The organism is Anabaena sp. FACHB-83, from assembly GCF_014697485.1.
Taxonomy (GTDB): Bacteria; Cyanobacteriota; Cyanobacteriia; order Cyanobacteriales; family Nostocaceae; genus Nostoc_B.
This window is the reverse complement of the sequence record NZ_JACJRY010000079.1, coordinates 1-17,999: the sequence shown is the minus strand read 5'-3', so window position 1 is coordinate 17,999 and position 17,999 is coordinate 1. Positions and strand designations below refer to the sequence as shown.

General features: G+C 39.4%; 10 protein-coding genes. 3 read left to right on the top strand and 7 right to left on the bottom strand.

The window, feature by feature from the left end:
* The first annotated feature begins 165 nt into the window (after nucleotides 1-165).
* From H6G79_RS34715 to H6G79_RS34705, 3 genes are all read left to right on the top strand, one after another.
* On the top strand, nucleotides 166-978 hold the full coding sequence (locus H6G79_RS34715; RefSeq protein WP_190595038.1) for a BRO family protein: 813 nt from the start codon (nucleotides 166-168) through the stop codon (nucleotides 976-978).
* A 480-nt stretch (nucleotides 979-1,458) separates the two neighbouring features.
* Nucleotides 1,459-2,193: a hypothetical protein gene (locus H6G79_RS37140; RefSeq protein WP_242048740.1), complete on the top strand. Its 735-nt coding sequence runs from the start codon at nucleotides 1,459-1,461 to the stop codon at nucleotides 2,191-2,193.
* 85 nt (nucleotides 2,194-2,278) lie between these two features.
* Nucleotides 2,279-2,587, top strand: coding sequence for a transposase (locus H6G79_RS34705; RefSeq protein ID WP_242048739.1), 309 nt, complete (start codon nucleotides 2,279-2,281; stop codon nucleotides 2,585-2,587).
* Nucleotides 2,588-2,701: 114 nt separating this feature from the next.
* Here the strand turns inward: H6G79_RS34705 and H6G79_RS34700 are convergent, their stop codons facing one another.
* From H6G79_RS34700 to H6G79_RS34670, 7 genes are all read right to left on the bottom strand, one after another.
* Nucleotides 2,702-5,578 (bottom strand): AAA-like domain-containing protein, encoded by a 2,877-nt coding sequence (locus tag H6G79_RS34700; protein WP_190595037.1) that lies wholly within the window; start codon nucleotides 5,576-5,578, stop codon nucleotides 2,702-2,704.
* A 7-nt stretch (nucleotides 5,579-5,585) separates the two neighbouring features.
* Entirely contained in the window at nucleotides 5,586-6,797 is a 1,212-nt protein-coding gene (locus H6G79_RS34695) for an AAA-like domain-containing protein (protein ID WP_190595036.1), read from the bottom strand.
* A 106-nt stretch (nucleotides 6,798-6,903) separates the two neighbouring features.
* Nucleotides 6,904-10,338, bottom strand: coding sequence for an AAA-like domain-containing protein (locus H6G79_RS34690; protein WP_190595035.1), 3,435 nt, complete (start codon nucleotides 10,336-10,338; stop codon nucleotides 6,904-6,906).
* Nucleotides 10,339-10,341: 3 nt separating this feature from the next.
* Nucleotides 10,342-12,321 (bottom strand): AAA-like domain-containing protein, encoded by a 1,980-nt coding sequence (locus H6G79_RS37135; RefSeq protein ID WP_242048738.1) that lies wholly within the window; start codon nucleotides 12,319-12,321, stop codon nucleotides 10,342-10,344.
* Between the two features lie 82 nt (nucleotides 12,322-12,403).
* Nucleotides 12,404-14,518: an NACHT domain-containing NTPase gene (locus H6G79_RS34680; RefSeq protein WP_190595034.1), complete on the bottom strand. Its 2,115-nt coding sequence runs from the start codon at nucleotides 14,516-14,518 to the stop codon at nucleotides 12,404-12,406.
* A 3-nt stretch (nucleotides 14,519-14,521) separates the two neighbouring features.
* Nucleotides 14,522-15,730 (bottom strand): pentapeptide repeat-containing protein, encoded by a 1,209-nt coding sequence (locus H6G79_RS34675; RefSeq protein ID WP_190595039.1) that lies wholly within the window; start codon nucleotides 15,728-15,730, stop codon nucleotides 14,522-14,524.
* A gap of 37 nt (nucleotides 15,731-15,767) precedes the next feature.
* A complete protein-coding gene (locus H6G79_RS34670; protein WP_190595033.1) occupies nucleotides 15,768-17,744 on the bottom strand; it encodes a pentapeptide repeat-containing protein in 1,977 nt (658 codons plus the stop codon).
* Nucleotides 17,745-17,999 lie beyond the last annotated feature (255 nt).

Sequence of the window (17,999 nt, the reverse complement as noted above, 5' to 3'; positions counted from 1 at the left end):
AGATGAGTTGCGGTTCTGGCAAGAAACAACCAATCAATTAAAAATTTAAAATTCAAAATTCAAAATTAATTTTGCATTCTGAATTTTGCATTTTGAATTCAAAAAGCAGCATGGCTCAAGTGCTGCTGATAGTTTCATACGTCAAAAATTGGAGTCGATATCAATATGGATGCAATTACATCAACCTCTACTACCCCTGATAGCCCTTTTGACCAAATCAAAAAAATTGATGAGCAGGGTTACGAATATTGGTTAGCAACCGAATTGTTAACCTTGCTGGGTTATCAGACTTGGAAACGAATTAAGGACACCGTTGAAAGAGCAAAAATCAGTGCCAAAAATTCAGGGCTAGACCCATCTCACCATCTGGTCGATGTCGTCCAAATGGCGCAAATTGGCGCATCTCAGGCATTTCGAGAAGTGCTGGACAATTATAAGCTTTCACGACACGGTTGTTATTTGGTGGCAATGAACGGTGATCCGCGAAAACCAGAAATAGCTGCTGCACAGAATTACTTTGCTTTTAAAACCCATGAGGCTGAGTTATTCTCCCAAAACTCAGAACTATTGACCCAACTTTTAGAACGGTTGGAACAGCAAAGTCAAATCATCGAGGCGCAAGGCAAGGCAATCGCGCAACTGCAAGCACAAGTACAAACTCTGTTACCTGTATCATCTGATTTTGTACCCCCTGGCTGGGATACCGAAATATGGCGATCGCTACCTCCACAGGATAAAAGGCATTTCAGATTCTTGTTCCGTCGCCGCAACTTCCGACCATCTACCAAAAATGAACCCTTGGCTTTACCTGCTGTGGACACTGAACAGATAAAGCAAAAGCAACGTGATGAAGTAGCGCGGTTGATTGGTGAAGTATCACCCGAAGAGAAACAGCAATTTCTGGCTGCCAAACGCCAACAACTTCGAGAATTTTGGTCACAAGCCCCAGAAGAAGACCAAAAAAATATGCCGTTTTAGCCAAACCAGTTTTGACAAATATATGGAAGGTGGAATATGAGCAGCATTGCCTCTACTGACCGATTCTCTATCTTGGTAATATTGCGTCGGGAGTATCTTGATATTACAGGTAATTTTTGTGCGGCCAAGCTGATTGAGTATTTTCGGCATTGGACAAAGTGGAAGATGAAGAACCACCGCACCTCCTGGATTTATCAGCCCCTCAAGAAAATCTATCTTGATCTGATGGGTGAGCATAGCCTTCATGTAATCAGGAGTGCGATCGCACTGCTTGACGAGATGGGTATTATCTCCAAGCAGAAGAATCCCGGTAACGGGCAGGATCGCACATGGCAGTATAAATTGAACTTCGAGGTACTGAATAAGCTACTTGAAAAGAAGCAGGGGAGCAGGGAGATAAGGAGCAGGGGAACAAACACCTTGGAGGATTCAAGATTAGAGGAAGAAAGCATTCTCCCTTGCTCCCTGCTCCCTGCCCCCTTGCCTCTTATTGAACACGGCAGAGGCAAAACTGAGCATTCGACGTTCGCTGTAGAACAATACCACAGATCCCATCCAGAAGTTTCAAAGCCACAGCAACACTCTGCTGTTGAGCTTGAAAAAAGTGAACAGGTGGAAGCCGAGATTTTGGAATGCGACCAGGAAGGGGTTTGTTATACCCCAGAATCAGCGTTACCCGAAATTGCTCACTTCGTTGAAGAGATAGAACTGGTTGACTCGACTACCGAGACAAATACTCATGAGGATCGTTCTTCCGCCGCCCCTGTAGTGTCAAATTTTGATGATGAAGACTTGAGTGATGATGACTACGCTTTTAAGCGACAAGAAAAATCAATACAGCCTAGCAACCATGAAGTTCAGGAAGTGCTGCAACAGTTACGAAAAATACCTTGCACTCCACAGTTCCGGCTCAATGCAGAGATTCAGCGTACAGTTAGGCTGTGCTGGGATAATGTACCGGGCGCGATCGCGTATTTGAAAGAAGCACTCCGAACTTGGAAGGGGATTAAGTCACCGGAGGCTATATTCGTGGCTGCTTGCAAGGAAGGTAGGAAACCGGAAGCACAACAAGCCAAGTCTAGTGCGATTGCTTGGTTTGATTGGGCGAGGAAAAACAGGATTGTGATTGCGATGTCGGGGGACGTTGTGTATACACCCGATGGGGAGGCGGTGGCGTTGGCCGAGATGATGCGGCGGTGTCCGGTGAGGGAGTAGGGTTCTGCATCTGAATTTTGAGGTGGTCGAGTAAAAATCACTACAAATTCTTATACTACTGATATTGTATTTCGCTGTACTTACAATGTCTCGCCCAAAACGTGACCTGAAAGCTGGATTTTGCTACCATGTTACTGTCCGGTGCAACAATAGAGAATTTCGCCTGACTCGCCTGGAATGCCGTGAAGTCTTTCTCTACGCCATTAAGAAGGCACAGTCAAAGTATGGGTTTAAGCTGTATGCACTGTGCATCATGAGCAATCATGTCCACTACCTATTAGAACCACAACAACCAGAAGACCTCCCCAAAATCATGCACTGGCTGAATTGGTATACTGCGATGTGCTTCAATCGGATGCTAAACCGCACAGGTCATTTTTGGGAGAAGCGATAAAATTTATTCAAGCAAATTGTTATCAGCCCCCAGTGCCAGGTATCGGATTCATGAAATGTTGATTATTGCGTAGAAAATGAGGCTGAGATAAATGTTTACAAACTTTAAAAAGCTTTATATGTTACAGTTTACAAGTCGCAACGCGAGAGAAGAGAGACCCTCGCCAAAATTAACTCCACCAACCCACGTACTTCTCCTAACAGGTAGCCCTCCCCTCCGTACAAAGTCTAATTTTATACGACTAATCAGTACATCTAGTTTGTCATCATACCATCCAACTGCCCTGGCAAATTGTAAATAATTTTCCGTGTCCTTGTCTGTCCACTCACCTGGCTTTATACCCAGCGTATTCCCCGTGCTAATCCATATTTCCTTCTGCACACTAAAGCCAAAACGTTTGTCTGCATTGACCCAAAGCTGGTCTATTCTTTGTAGGTCTGGACAAGAGAAACTATTAATCTGCTCATAATCTAAATATGTTTCTTCTTCCCTTTTAGCAATATTAAGCATGAGTTTATATGTTTCAAGGTCAGCCGCCTCCCAATTTTTAGCCTTCAAGAAATATTCAAGTTGAGCATATAAATGTTGTGTCAATTGTGTTTCAACTTCTTTGTTTTTAGAGTTTAGCTGCCTTAAACTCCGATAAACAGATTCAATATTTTCACCTGTGAGCAACTGATTATCTTTAGTAAAATCAGTTTCATTAGGATAAGCTTTTAGGATATTAAATGCTTGACTATATGATGCTATGGCTTCCTGAGTTTGTTCATCCTGGGCTAGTAAATCACCTTGAGTTCTCTGGACTAATACTTGAACTTGTAAGCCTTCACTAAATTCTAAAACTTTCTTGTCAGCTTTGGATAAATATGATTGACTTTTTTGAATCTCATCTTTAGCATTACTCCAGTCTTTCAGTTTTTGGTATGCTTGTGATTTAGCAGACAGTAATAACGCTTGTTTAAGTTTATGGTTATCAATATTAAAGGATAATGCTGCTAGTCTTAAGGCTTCATCTGAGTCTGATGAACTTTGGTTTCGCAATTGCCCAGCTAGGGCTACAAGTTGGCGAACGTTTAAAATTTCTGCTTTTGTCTCTTCATTTTTGGCGCTTGTTTGCTTAAGTTCGTTTTCTTTAGCTTTAAGCTTTGCTAAAATTTCTGTCTCTCTATTTTTAGCCTGTTTAACATTTTCATTAGCGTCTTTTACTTCTTTTCTTGCTTGCTTTTCTTGGTTTATTGCTCGTGCAGCACTATGATTGGCTTCTTGTTCTTTTGTTTGTGCTTCTCTAATTTTTATCTGAGCTTGTTCTAAATTTTCATTAGCTTTATCAACTTGAGAGTTAGCAGCTTGAACTCGTTTATTAGCTACATCAACTTGAGAGGTAGCAGTTTTAACTTTTTCATTAGCTTTATCAACCTGATCATCAGCATTTTGAACTCGTTTATTAGCTGCATCAACTTGAGAGGTAGCAGTTTTAACTTTTTCATTAGCTTTGTCAACCTGAGAGTTAGCAGTCTTAACTCGCTCATTAGATTTATCAACATTTTGTTTAGCTAATCCAGCTACAGTTGCTGCCCCCAAAACGGCAACAACCAAAACAACAAACCCAATACTAATTCGCCGTTGAGCTTTCTTATTAGCCTCACTAAGCAATTGATTTCTAGCTTCTGCTGCCTCCTTATCCTGTCTCTCCCGTTCTAATGCAGCTTCTTGTTGTTTAGTAGTAATCTCTGCCTGAATTTCTTTCTCTTTACTAGCTGCCAAAAACTGTTTATCCTGATAACTTAAGTTCTTATCTTTTGCCCATTCTTCTGCTTCTTGTAACGCATTACCTCGCAGCAACCGCGATTCATCAGTGCAACCAGAAGCTACCCAAAAGCGAAAACTTTCTGAATAAGGACGCAGACTATTTAATTGAGTTTCAATCCAATTAAAATCAAATATTTCTCGATAAATCTGGTTATAAATCCTCAGCTTACCTTCCTGTCTAACAACCAACCCCGAAAGCTGCAACTCACTTTGCTCTAATGTTTCATCGGCTATAACCTGCGATCGCTCCTCAGAAAAACGAACTTGCTGATACAGTTCTAGTAAGTACCCTGCCCTTTGTTCATCTCGCAAAATTCTAGCTTGAATTGTTCGTAAATGCTCTGGCTCATCCTGTGATTCCCAGTTTTCAATAATCCGCGATTTGACCACTTGCTCTACTGAACGAGGGTTATCTTGCTCAAATTCTTCAACCATGAACTGACACAATTTTTGCGTGAGAAATGGTTGCCCCCCAGTCCACTGTAAAATATCCTGGATTATTGCTTGGGGACTATTAAACTTCCCCTGTAAACCCTTCTCTAATGGTTCAGCTTCATGTAATTGAAAACCTTTGAGAGAGATAGCTTGTCCAATGTTAAAGGGAGTACGCTGTTTATCTTGTATTAAACTTGTTGGGGATGCCACTCCCAGTAAACAGAACGTGAGACGATTGTATGGAGGATTATCTACACGCTTGTTATAACAGGCACGAATCAACGCAAAAAAATCATCTGTAGGGAAATTTAGACTTAGTACACTGTCAATTTCATCAATAAAAATAACAATATTCTCTTTAACTTCAACCAGTAATACTTCTTCCAAAAACTTGCGAAATCGAGTTACCAATGTATTTAACTGGTTCTCTGACCACCAATCACCAAAATCTAAATCTAAACCAAAAGTATCAATCAGTGTGTCAATTAAATCTGCATACCATTGTTCGGGAGGAACATTCTGAATCCCACCCGCAGAAAGATCAACTGCTGCACACTGCACACCGTCCTCTCTCAATCTCTGCATGGTTCGCACACGCAGACTGGACTTTCCACTCTGCCTAGAATTCAGCACATAACAAAATTTTCCCGCTTTCAGCCCTTCATATAACTGGGCATCAGCTTCTCTTGTAACGTAGGTGCTGGCTTTTTCAGGTAGACTTCCAGAAAATATGTATTGGTCAACCATGACTCATCTACCCCAAACGAGTTGAGAAATACTGACGATACAAATCACAACTAGGAACACAATCATTACTAACAAGTTTGACTAAGCCCAAGCTATGAAGTTTAAATGCCACTTCAGTATCAAGCCTGACAGACGCATTTGTCATCACTACTCTTTTATACCCTGCCTCAAGCTGGGGATTATGTTGTAAATGCCACAATTGTTGTCGCAGGTGGTCGCTGAAAATTCCCTGTTCTGTTGGTGCTAGTCTCAACAGTTCTTCTAACGTCATCTGCTGGCTTTTGAGGTGAGCGATCGCAGACTGTACCAAGTAAGGATGTCCCCCAACCATCCCCATCAACCCATTTAAGCTCTGTTCTTCAAGCGTATCTAAACCTTGTTGTTTGGCAAGGTCTAATACTTGTTGCTCGTTAAATTCGGGTAACTCGATGGCCAACCCAACATTAAACGGGGAGTGATTAGTATCGAGAGAGGGGTAGGACTCAGTGGAGTGAACCACCACAAGGCGCAGTTTCTTCCAGATGTTACCAATCTTGTCACCTTGCTTGGCTGCTTCATACCATCCCCGCAGTAACAAGCAGAACTGAGGAAAAATCTCTGGATAATCAAACAGTCGCTCAAAATTATCTATTGCTAGGACTAGGGGCGCATCTGTAACCGATAGTAAATATTTTTGAAAATAGCGGGTACAGTTTTTATTCAGTCCAAACACTTCTTGCCAGTGTTTGTCTAGTTGGGGTTCTAGCTCCAGGCTATCAGCCACATCAATGCACAGCCATTGCAGGAATGTTTTTAGGTTAGCCAGAGTATCGATGTCAGCTAGTTTTAAATCCAGCTTTGCTGTTTGATAACCCTGCACTCTGGCATGGTCTAGTATTTTCTCTAGCAAAAGAGTTTTCCCCATTCTCTGAGGGGCTTTGATGCGGATTAATGCCCCCGGCTGCACAATTGCGTTGTAGCATTTGTCCTCGATTGGTGGACGTTCGATGTATGTGCTTGCGCCTGTTTCTAAAAAATTGTTATCTGCCGTAGGCGATCGCTGCTGGTTGGTTGATGTGTTTGGATTACTTGCTAATGGTGGATGCCCAAGATAAATATTGTAGATATCGCCGCCTATACGCTCTGCCTTGACAGATTCAGCATTGATGAACCCACCACCAAACTGAGCATTGGGTAAGTTGTTATTGGTGACTTTCTCTGGTTCTTCTGAGTCCGGCATGGATTGGTTTTAACAGACTTAAGCGTTTGTACTGTAAATAATATCACTATTGTTCTTTTGCTCAACAGATACAAATTCTTTCTTAATCTCGTCGATAGTCGATAATTTAATCTTTTGTCCTTAAAATTTCTTGACAAAGACTGCGATCGCTTTCGTCTACATTTGGATTTGTTCGTAAATAATTCTGTACCCAGTCACAACCTTGCTTAATCCATTCGTTTACCAATGGATTATCTGGATTTACATACCAAAGTCTTATCGTACCATCAATACTGGCTGAGGCGAGTATTTTACCATCTGCGCTGAAACTAACACTTCTAATCCAACCAGTATGTCCTTTAAGAGTCTGTAGCTCTTTTCCATTAATACTTGAAAGTCTAACAACTCCATCAGCACCACCATAAGCAATTACTGACTCATTTTGAGGATTGAAGCTTAAACTACTCATCCACAATCCCTTAGATTTTCTAGTATCTATTTTTTCTCCAGAAGCTACATCCCATAATTTGATAGTACCATCATTACTTCCAGAAGCTAAAGTTTTTCCATCACTTTTAAACCGGACACTTCTAATCCCTTCAGTAAAGTGATCCAGAGTATGTAAACGAGTATATATTTTGTTATCAATATCAATTTTCCAAATAATCACTTTAGTGTCATCACTACCTGATGCTAATAATGTATCATCAGGGCTAAAGCGAACACTTCTAACTCCTTTTGTATGCCCTAAAAAAGTATGTATTTCTTCACCTGTATATGGATTCCAAAGTTTGATTTTGGAATCATCACTACCTGATGCTAGTAAATTACCTTTTCTATTAAAACGTACACTTTTAACTGAACGAGAATGACTTTTTAGCGTGAATAATTCTTGAAATTGGCTATTATGATCCCGTTTCCAAATTTTAATAGTGCAATCATCGCCACCTGATGCTAGTAAATAACCGTCAGGGCTGAATCTAACACTCATGACTCCTTTTTTGTGTCCTTTGAGAGTTTGTATTAGTTCACCTTTTAAATTCCATAGCTTGATAGTGCAGTCACTACTTCCAGATGCTAGTATTCTTCCATCGCTATCAAAACTTACAGAATTAACCCAATTGGTATGCTTAAAAGAATTTAATTTGTGAAGGCTCCAAATTCTAATACTATTATCGCCGCTTACAGAAGCTATAGTTTCTCCAGTCTGATTGAAACTTAAGGCACTTACCCATGCAGTATGACCTGAAAATACTTGCAATGCCTGCCTATCTTCCAAAATTTTATCATTATTTAAAAATTTTGCTTCATCTAAATTAAATAATTTAACTTTATTATCATCACCTGCTATTGCCAGTATTGAGTGCTGTTTAGGATGGAAAATAACACTTGTAATCCAAGCATACCCCTGGATGGTCATTATTTTTTCACCATTAGCGCCCCAGATTATAACAGTATTGTCACGGCTACTAGATGCTATTCTTTTTCCATCTGGACTAAAACAAACACAATTAACCCAATCTTTATGCCCTGATAGTTTTTTATTTTCTCCAGTATTTATATTCCAAATTCTTACAGTACCATCTGCATTACCAGAAACTATTTTTTTTTGAACACAAGGGCTAAAACTTATACTATTAATCCAATGTTTTTTATCTTTATCTCGCTTAATAATGTTTTCCAAATCTTTGATATCAAGACATTTAAAATCTTCATAAATACCTTGATTATTTAACTTTAAAATTTTAATAGTACCATCACCAGATGCTGATGCTAGTAATTTTCCGTTTAGATTAAAAGCAACACTTCTAATAGTTTCTTTGTGTGCTTGTAAACTTACTATTTCTTTACCTTCACCTTGAGAACTTACTTGCCATAATTTAAGAATTCCCTTGGTACTACCAACCGCTAATATTTCCCCAGAAGGGCTGAAACACATTCCTCTAACATTATCATCAGGCCCATTAAAACTAAATGTGTTTAAATGCTCTCCCTTTAAATTCCAGATTCTGACAGTACCATCATCGCTACCGGAAGCAAAAATATCGCTGTTAGGTCTAAAAGAAACATTCCGAATTGCTGCCGTGTGTCCTTCTATTCGATTTTTTTCTTTTATATTATCAATAATTTGCTGTAAAATTAAATTTACGCGATGTCCAAATTTGTAATCTAAAGTTACATCCGTGGTTTTCAATTTTTGTACTGCTTTCAATATTTCAAGTAAAGAATCAAGCTCTAAGTTAGAAAGCCGCATTATTTCTGTACATTTACATAAAGTTAAAATTTCGCTTTTTAAGGCTAATTCTTGAATTTCTTTAGTTTTACTAGCAGCTATAAATTGTCTATCTTCAAAACTTAACTTTTTATTTTTAGCCCATTCTTCTGCTTCTTGTAATTCCTTACCTCGCAGCAATTGTGATTCATCAGTTCTTCCCGACTTCATCCAGAAGCGAAAACTAGTTGAGTATGGACGTAGATTATTTAATTGAGTTTCTATCCAATTGTAATTAAATATTTCACGATAAATGTGGTTATAAATTCTCAGCTTACCTTCTTGTCTAACAACTAATCCTGAAAGCTGTAACTCACTTTGTTCTGGTTCTTCATCTGTTGTGTTCTGTAATCGATCTTCAGCCAATCTGATTTTTTGATAGAGTTCTAGTAAATACCCAGCACGTTGTTCATCCTGTACAATTCTGGCTTGAATTGTGCGTAAATGCTCAGGCTCATCCTGTGATTCCCAATTTTCAATAATCCTTGACCTGACCACTTGCTCTACTGAACGGGGATATTCTTGCTCTGATTCCTCGACCATAAATTGACATAGCTTTTGAGTCAGAAAAGGTTGCCCCCCAGTCCATTGCAAAATTTCTTGCATTATCGCTTTGGAATTATTAAAATTATCGCGCAAACCTTGTTCTAATGGCTCAATTTCATACAATTGGAAACCTTTGAGAGAAATAGCCTGACCAATATTAAAAGGAGTGCGCTTTTTATCTTGTATTAGACTAGTTGGCGAAGCTACACCCAGTAGACAGAAGGTTAGACGGTTGTACTGAGGGTTATCAACTCGCAAGTTATAGCAAGAACGGATAAAAGCAAAAAAATCATCTGTAGGAAAATTTAAGCTAAGTACACTATCAATTTCGTCAATAAAAATTACAATATTCTCTGTTATTCTAGTAAGTACTATTTTTGTAAGAAAGTTACTAAATCTGAGTAATGGAGAATTTATTTTATTCTCCTCCCACCAGCTTTTAAAATTTATATCTAGAATAAAGCTATCTATTAATTTAACAATTAAATCTGCGTACCAATTTTCTTGAGTTGCTGTTTGAATACTAATGGATGATAAATCAATCGCTGCACACTCTACACCAACTTCTCTCAAACGGCTCATGGTTCTGACGCGCAAGCTAGATTTGCCAGTCTGTCTTGAATTTAATACATAACAAAAATTACCTTGTAATAATGCTTCATACAATTCTTCATCAGCTTCACGCTTAACATAAGTATTGGCGTTTTCAGGTAAACTTCCAGAGAAAATATACTGGTCTTGCATAGATTACCTCAATCTCGTCAAGAAATACTGGCGGTATAAATCACAACTGGTAATACAGTCATTGCGTACTATTTTAATCAGTCCCAAGCTATGTAATTTAAAGGTAATCTCTGGACTAAGTTGTACCGCCTGATCTGCTGTTATTACTCTTTTATAATTCTCCATTAGTTCAGAATCATTTTCTAAAGCTTCTAGTTGCTGTCGTAGATGATAGCTGAAGATTCCTTGTTCTGTTGGTGCTAGTGTTAATATTTCATCCAACGTGATTTCTGGTTCCTTGAGATTGGCGATTGCCTGCTGTACTAGATAAGGATGTCCCCCTACTAAGTGCATTAATTGGCTTAATCTATTTTTTGATAAAATACTATGTAACTCGTACAGCTTCACCAGTTCCTCTATCTGGTGTTGATTAAACTCAGGTAACTCAATAGCTAATCCCACATTAAATGGTGAACGATTAGTATCTAAGGTAGGATAAGTCTCTGTAGAATTAACTACTACTAACCTCAGTGTCTTCCAAATTTTTCCCATTCTGTCGCCTTGTTTGGCAGTTTCATACCAACTCCGCAGTAATAAGCAAAATTCCGAAAAGATATTTTCATATTTAAACAATCGCTCAAAATTATCTATAGCAAAAACTAAACTTGTATTAATATTGAATAATAAATATCTTTGGAAGTAGCGAGTACAGCTTGTATTAATTCCTAGATTATCTTGCCAATATTCTTCTGTTTTATCTTCTAGATTTAGGCTATCGGAAACATTGATACATAACCAATGTAAGAATGTTCTCAAATCAGTTAAAGTAGAACTATCTGCTAAATTTAAGTCTAGTTTTACTGTCTCATAACCTTGCTTTCTGCCATAATCTAGTATTTTTTCCAGCAGAAGAGTTTTTCCCATCTTTTGAGGAGCTTTAATCCTAATCAATGCCCCAGGCTGCACAATTGCGTTATAGCATTTGTCTTCGATTGGTGGACGTTCAATATATATCTCTCGCTCTTGCTCTGGAGTATCTATATTTTGAAGAACACTTTCTGTTGGGATTTGTCCTGGCTCTTGCTCTAACTGTTCACGGCTTTGGGGGTTTTCTCCAGTTATTCCCCAAGCCAATAAATTGATTGCAGCCTCGTCATCAACCCCATTAGAGAAAGTGACCCATCGTAACTGCTTCAAAAACACTAAATCTTCAGGTAAATTACTCACCCCTGGAAGTAATACAGGAATCACGGGGATTTTTTTCTCAACACACTCTGCGATAAATGCTTTTAACTCCCAACTTTGCCAACGCCCTAATCCTTGTGAACCAATGAATATAGCGGCAGATTTAACTAGTGGAATTGCTTGCTGTATCTCATCTTGGAATGAGCGTCCTGGTGGAATTTGCTCCTCATCTATCCAATACGCTATATTTCGCTGTTTGAGTGCAAGTGCGATCGCCCTAACTTGAGGTTTATCTTGGGTATTGTGCGCTAAGAAAACATCAAACTGGGTCATTGACGCATTCCTTCTTAAAGCTCCTGTTGCGTCGCCTTTGTCTTCAATGGGCGGAGATTCAACGTCTATACTTACATCTGTTTTTATTTGCTGATTATCAAGTTCTAAAAGTTTGTGTTCAATTGCCAGCAACTTGTCCCCAAGTTCTTGTAATGTACGCTCCTCTGCCTGAAGCTGCTGTTCATACTGGAATTTACGAGATGGGTCTGTTTCAATTACCCATGCGTTCTGTATCCTGTCAACTTTCTGCCTTTGCTGCGTGTAAACTTTCTCCAGGGAATCCCTTTCTTGCTCCGATCTTTGCTGTTGATTTGATGATGAGGCTGGAGTCTCTGATGTCACCTGCTGCTGCCCAAAGTGAATATTGTATACATTGCCGCCTATCTGCCCTGCATTGACTGTCTCAGCATTAATCAATCCGCCACCAAATTGGGCATTCTCTAAATTATTGTTGGTGACTTTCTTTGAGTCTTCTGAGTCCGGCATGGGTGCATTTTTACAGGCTTAAGCATGAATATTGTAAATAATATCACCCTTGTTTCTTGGGTCAACAGATGCAAATTCTTTCTTAATCTCGCCTAAACTCCATTTGGGCGAAGTGGTCTTGCAGCAGTTTGTGGATGAAGCGATAGCGGCCGCCGACACGCTGGAGTAACATACGCTCGGTGCAGTAGTCTAGGAAACGGGCGTAGTTCCAGGGGATGTAGCCGTTGCAGTAGAGGATGAGGCGTAGGGTGAAGTGTTGGATGCAAAATAAACCACCAGTAGTTTGCCAACGAAATACACCAACTAATAACCCAAAAATGAGGAACAATTCAGTTATAGTAGTAGTTCTCCAAATTCTATTAATCCAAAAAAGAATCATAAAGCTGAAGCAAGTAAAAACAGCAACTAATCCAGAAAATTTTATTGATTGCTTAACGCTTTGATTGAATTCTGTTTGATTTTCTATATCGGATTTCTCAAATATTCCTGAACCTGAAATCAATAGGTTAACTATAATAAAAACACAAACAAAAATTAATCCAGAAGTCATCGTTTGCTGAAATACAGAAATTAAAAAATAATAAATTAAAACTCCTTGTCCTAAATTGATTAGCAATATATTGAATAAATTTTTAAATGACCAATGTATATATCCTATCGGAGAAATAGGCTCATCAATATTAAACCTAAAATTATCCCTTAATAAAACTGATGAATAATTTAATACTTTGCGTCTAAATTTGCCTAAATTATAAGTATTGCTGTTATTTCTAGTAAAAATAAAATTAGAACACGATGAAGATATTAAATTAAAAGTAACTATAAAAGCAAAAAAACTCCCTAATGCTATACCCTTAAAAAAGCCAAAGCTAATACTTCCAAATACAAAACCAATTATTCCTGATGTTAGCCAAATATTTAGCATAAATATGATGCGATATACCCATTTTTGGATATTTTTATTTAAGCAGCTAGGCTGAATACTCTCTGAAAGAAATTCTGTTTGTGCTTTTCTATCTAATTGTTGAGCTAACCAAGTAAGCCATAATCTAGTTTGTTGATTTGTGGGTAATTTCTGATTAGTATATACCTTGCTATCAATATCCCGTGTTAGCATCCGGCAGATATACGACATCAGTAAATATTGAAGATTGAAAGAATCGACAGATTGCATTTGATCCCAGGTTTCAGCAGTCATACTATTCCACCTATCCTCCGTCATATTTTCCCAGGAATTTATAAATATCTCTTGGTAAGCTAAGACAAAAATACTTAGCAACAGAGGAAGCTTAATTAATTCTAATAAATCTGGTTGTTTACTAATTAAAACGTGTAAATCTGCATGATTAACCTCAACAAGATATGTGTAAATTTGATTAGTAGTTAGAGGCTGTAAGCATACAGTACCATTAAGTTGAAGGCGAGTTTTATAGCTAGTATACTCTTCGGTACGGCTGCATACTACTATAAACTCAGGGCGACATTCTCCCTGTATAAATTCATTAATGGCTATGATGGAAGATTCTTGCCAAACTGACTCAAGCTCATCTAAACCATCAAGCAATAGTAGTAATTTTTGGCTGTCTATCCACTCTTTACCAAGTTTTGCTGAAACACCATATTTAGATTTGAGTTCTGCCACCAACCAATCACACAGGGAGTGTCGGTCATCTTTCCATGAGGACAGGTTAAATAAAACTGGAACGGGATAATCAGGCTGTTCTTCCGCACGGCTAACTAAAGCTTGAGCTAGTTCTAATTGTGTAGTGGTCTTACCTGACCCTGGCGCACCCAGAATTAAAAGCTTGCCTGCAATTTCTGGAGAATCAAAAACTTCTAAAACTGTTGTCGTTTCAAGGATAGGAACAGTCGGTTTTAAACCAATTTTGATTTCAGCATCCCAAGGACGTTTTACCTGTTGCGGTTGTGACTCCTTCCCCAAATTAATCAGCACGGCATTGTGTAGAGATTGCCTTAACCTTGCGTTTACTTCTTGCTTGACTGCGGCCAGTAGTATATGTTCATTCTTTGGTCTAGCTGTATTACCTACAGGTGTTGTCTGCTGCCCAAAGAAAATATTCCAAATATCGCCGCCGATTCTCCCAGCATTTACTGTCTCAGCATTAATAAACCCGCCACCAAACTGGGCATTGCGTAAGTCGTGGTTAACTTGCTTTGGGTCTTGGGAGTCCGGCATGGGTCAGCTTGGGAAGTCTTCAGTGTTATTGTTTTGAATGCTACCACCGATTTGCTGTGCCTCAACATTAATAGCATCCACCATGCCACCTGCAAACTGTGGACTGTCCATATAATAATTAGAAATTTTCCTGGGATTTTCTGCTAGTGCTTTTTGAACTGACCCTTGTTGTTCCACTATGCCAAACAGACGGTTAATTTGTGATTCCTGTTTTGCAATTAACGCATCTTTATCATCCAGCCTTGCTTGGTACTGTGCTTCCAATGCCTTAGATGCAAACTCATATCCCTGCATAAATTCACTGTGGAATTTGGCTTTGTCTGCATCAGGGTCAACGACTACTTTCACTAAAACAATACCATCGCCTTTAAGTTCAATAGTTGTAACTATAGGATGTGCGCTTTGATTTTCGACTTCTACTTTTTTGAACGAGTAAGCAAAAGCGTCCCAGTCGATACCATTGCGAAAGATGAGGTCTACGGTTTCTAAGGATGTTTGATACAGTTTGGTGAACTCACCAGGGGCAAAGTTACCACTGCTGGGGCGGCGCTCTTGTTGACCTTGGCGACGGTAAATATAGCCACAAATTACATCAGTAAGATTTGTAGTATTATTTATATTCGAGTCCTGAATACAGGCTCCTGTAAGGGTGGCTGCGGTAAAATCTGTCCAGAATAATTGAGATCGACTGAGATCGACTCCACTTAAATTTGCTCTAATAAATTTTGCCCAACTCAAATTTAAATCGCTAAGAATTGCATGGCTGAAGTCTAAATCACTCAAATCTAAACCTTTAAGCTGTGTATGTCTGAAGTTAGCCCCTTTAAATCTAGCTTTATTGAGCTTGGCAAAACTGAGGTTAGCATAGCTTAAGTCAGTATTATCAAAAATCGTCCCATTAAGTTCAGCTTGAGTAAAATCACAATGACCAAGATAAGCGTTGGTGAGGTTTGCGTTAGTCAGGTTGCAAAAACCAAAGTCAGATTTGATAAGGTAAGCATGACTAAGATTTGCGTTAATGAGATTAGTATCTTTGAAGAAAAAGTTAGTCAGATTGCATTTACTGAGATTAACACCACTAAGATTTAAATTGCTTAGGTCATTGTTAGAAGGTTGTGGAACTATATCAGGGTTATCCCTTCTCCACTTATTCCAAATCTCCACTCCTTGTTGACCTTGTTGCAATATTGCAGAATAATCCTCATTCGCCATCACCAGCTAACCCCTCTGCTCACCTGCCGCCAACAAACTACTCTGCGTCCTGCCACCCCTCGATTGAAGCCAATAAAATATTCACCAAAGGATGGTCGATTAACTCTTTAAACGCCTCAGTACCCCCAGCTTTCAACGCACCTATTACCCGTGCTTTTAATGTCGGGTTACTCTCAATCTCATCCACAGCCTTAGCTACAACTGTCATTCTCTCTGATGTCGTAGTCGTGGGGTATGTCTGGCTCAGTTGGTTGAGCAACTGCTGAATGTCGGCTGCGGCTTGAGCGAGATTCTGACGCTGTTCGGGGTTGTAGTTGGTGATGTTACCGCCGATTTGTCCTGCATTTACAGTGTCAGCGTTGACTAAACCACCACCGAATTGAGCGTTTTGCAGGTTATTGTTGAATACTTGTTTAGAACCTTCTGGCATTATGGTATCTCCTTGATTTTGATAAGTCTGAGCATAGAAGCTGGGACGTTGTAGTGCTGTCACTACCATATTCTGTAAATCAGTAATTCTATTATCCTTCTCGGCTATTAATTTCTGAACTTCCTGTTCTGCCAGAGCTTTTAGCTGATTATACATGGTGAAATACTTTGCGCTTAGTTCGGATTTATCAGCAGCGATCGCTGTCTTGGCACGGAGTAGAAACTTGTCCTCACCCCGTACTTCCATACCGACAATTCGCAAATCTGCTTCGGGGTGATTTTCTGCTAACTGCTTGAACGAAATTGCGATCGCTCTGGGGTCAACACCTTGGCTGTGGTACAAGTCGAGAGTATCGAAGATTGGCTTGATAAAATCCCCAAACTCACCGTCTGCAAACACTTCCTGGCGATTGTCTGGTTTGCGGTGAGGGTCTGGGTTGTCAGGTGTGGGCAAGCGCATATAAACGTACTCACAGCACACTCCGTCGAACTTGGTGCTAGTAGTAATGTTCCAATCTTCGATGTATGCTCCCGTGAGAGTTGCGCCAGTGAAGTCCGTGCCGTCCAGTTGGGTTTGTACTAGCTTGGCTCTGGTCAAGTCTGCGTCTTGTAGGTTGGTGTGGCTTAAGTCTGCACCTATGAAGCTGGCATCTGTTAGGTTTGCACCTTGTAAGTTAACTCCCCGTAGGTTTTGATAATCAAAATTTTGAGATTGTCCTTGTTTACTAGTAACCAGTTTTAGTACTGGTGGCTGTTCCAGATAAGTGTTGTCAAAACGAGCAATATTCAATTTTTTGACATTAAACCAGCAAGTACGAGTTATGTTAGCTTTTAACAGATTGATACTCTCAAGCGTTGCCGCAGTAAAATTCGCATCTGTTAAGTCACTGCCTTGAAAACGAGTTCCATCACTGATGCCAAATAAAATTGCAAAAGTCCGAATAAAGGCATACTTTTGCTCTTGTGCTAAAGCTTGTCGGCTGATGAAAACTGATAATGCTATCTCTGCTATAGTTACAATCACAATCACAAATAATGATTCTGGTTGTGTCTTTCCAGAGACTACAGTGATATACAAAGTGGCAATTATTGATGATGCTAATGTTAGATTTACAGCCTGTTTACCTACAGCAAAAGCTATAGTTAATGCTACAGTTAAAACTAAAATTGCTACTATGCTAGTGGACAAAGATATCATGCCACTAAAAGTTGCTGATAAAGCTATGGCGACTGTAGCAACAAACAAGCCTTGACGAAGAAAAAAATAAGTAAATAAAAATCCTAATATTATTACAACAAAGCCTCTGGTTAGGTCTTTGTTAGTAGTGAACAATGATATAGTCTCAATAGTAAAGTAGGGTAAAAATAAACCTGCTACTGCCGCAAATAACAATGCAGTAACTAACAAAGCAATTAATCCACCCCATGCCAGCCCAGCAGTAGCATGACTAAAGTTTGCACTTCTTAAATTAACTCCGCTAAAATCTACTCCTCGAATATCTGCACCACTAAAATTCGCCCCCTCAAGATTTTGAGCTTTGAACGAGCGCCCACGAAGATTTTGACCGGAAAAGTCTTGTGGCATGGTTAGGCTGGTAAAAGCGTGAATTTACACTAGATACAACTTACGTATGCGCTTTTACGGACTGTAGCATGAGATTCCCTGGCAAGTAAAGCAACAGTGTCAAAGCAGCGTTAATCACACTAACCATCTTCGTCTTCGCTATTGCCTACCGCGAATGGCAAGCAAAAACACAAGGATGGTGTGTCCGTTTTGCGCCTGATGGTAGTCAGAAGGTTTTGTACGGAGGCGATTGTTGGAAGAAACCTTAGTGCTGGC

Excerpts from the sequence above, each read along its gene's own strand:
- H6G79_RS37135 (WP_242048738.1), bottom strand. The coding sequence starts at position 12,321 with ATGCCGGACTCAGAAGACTCAAAGAAAGTCACCAACAATAATTTAGAG.
- H6G79_RS34680 (WP_190595034.1), bottom strand. The coding sequence starts at position 14,518 with ATGCCGGACTCCCAAGACCCAAAGCAAGTTAACCACGACTTACGCAAT.
- H6G79_RS34695 (WP_190595036.1), bottom strand. The coding sequence starts at position 6,797 with ATGCCGGACTCAGAAGAACCAGAGAAAGTCACCAATAACAACTTACCC.
- H6G79_RS34670 (WP_190595033.1), bottom strand. The coding sequence starts at position 17,744 with ATGCCACAAGACTTTTCCGGTCAAAATCTTCGTGGGCGCTCGTTCAAA.
- H6G79_RS34715 (WP_190595038.1), top strand. The coding sequence starts at position 166 with ATGGATGCAATTACATCAACCTCTACTACCCCTGATAGCCCTTTTGAC.
- H6G79_RS34705 (WP_242048739.1), top strand. The coding sequence starts at position 2,279 with ATGTCTCGCCCAAAACGTGACCTGAAAGCTGGATTTTGCTACCATGTT.
- H6G79_RS34700 (WP_190595037.1), bottom strand. The coding sequence starts at position 5,578 with ATGGTTGACCAATACATATTTTCTGGAAGTCTACCTGAAAAAGCCAGC.
- H6G79_RS34675 (WP_190595039.1), bottom strand. The coding sequence starts at position 15,730 with ATGGCGAATGAGGATTATTCTGCAATATTGCAACAAGGTCAACAAGGA.
- H6G79_RS34690 (WP_190595035.1), bottom strand. The coding sequence starts at position 10,338 with ATGCAAGACCAGTATATTTTCTCTGGAAGTTTACCTGAAAACGCCAAT.